General features: G+C 57.2%; 1 protein-coding gene. It reads right to left on the bottom strand.

Features of this window, described 5'->3' with window-relative positions; all coding sequences use genetic code 11:
• Window positions 1-190 precede the first annotated feature (190 nt).
• On the bottom strand, window positions 191-699 hold a 509-nt coding region (locus AC01Y6_RS10835; protein ID WP_476671538.1), incomplete at its 5' end, for a vWA domain-containing protein.

Genomic DNA, 699 nt, shown 5'->3' with positions numbered 1-699 from the left:
GGGTTTTCTCGAAAAAGTAGGGGCAGGAAAAGTAGAGGCAGGGAGCGGAGTCGGTACCGAAAGCGCCGGAGTCGGTACCGAAAGCGCCGTTCACGATCCAAAGTATAAGCGGAATCTAGATTCTAAGGCAGAGCGGTAAAGCTTATCTGGCGCAGGGTCCAAAACCCTGCGCCAGCAAGCGCAAGACATCCTACATCTGGATCTCCATCGAGTCCCCGGTTCTCTCTTGCGACTCCCCCACCACCTCCCTTTCCTCGTAAGAGCGGGAAGCCTCCCTCTTCCATCCCCCCGTGCGTATCCAATCCACGGGGTCGTCTACGTCCATGAGAGAAATGACTTCCAGGACTCGGTCGCTCCACCCCCCGATCCTCGCTATCCGTTCGTCCCTATCGGGGAAGGCCAGGGGCTGGTAGCCCGCCACGTTGACCACGTGGGCCTTGCGAACAGGATCAACGGAAAGCCAGGACTTTAGGAACCTGTAGGCATCGTCGTGGGTTTGCTCATCGGTGAAGATGATGATCCTTTGGCTCCTAAAGCCTGTGGTGCCTGTGGTGCTGTGGAATATGGCCGAACCCAGATTCGTTCCTCCCCCACCTGCTTTAACCATGTAATCCACAATCTGGAGGATGGGGGCCCTAGGAGAGAAGGGCACGGGGTGAACTTGGTGATCGAAGGCAACGAGTTGCCCTTCGGTCTGAC

The organism is Thermus sp. (genome assembly GCF_056332225.1).
This window is presented reverse-complemented; position numbering and strand designations above follow the sequence as displayed.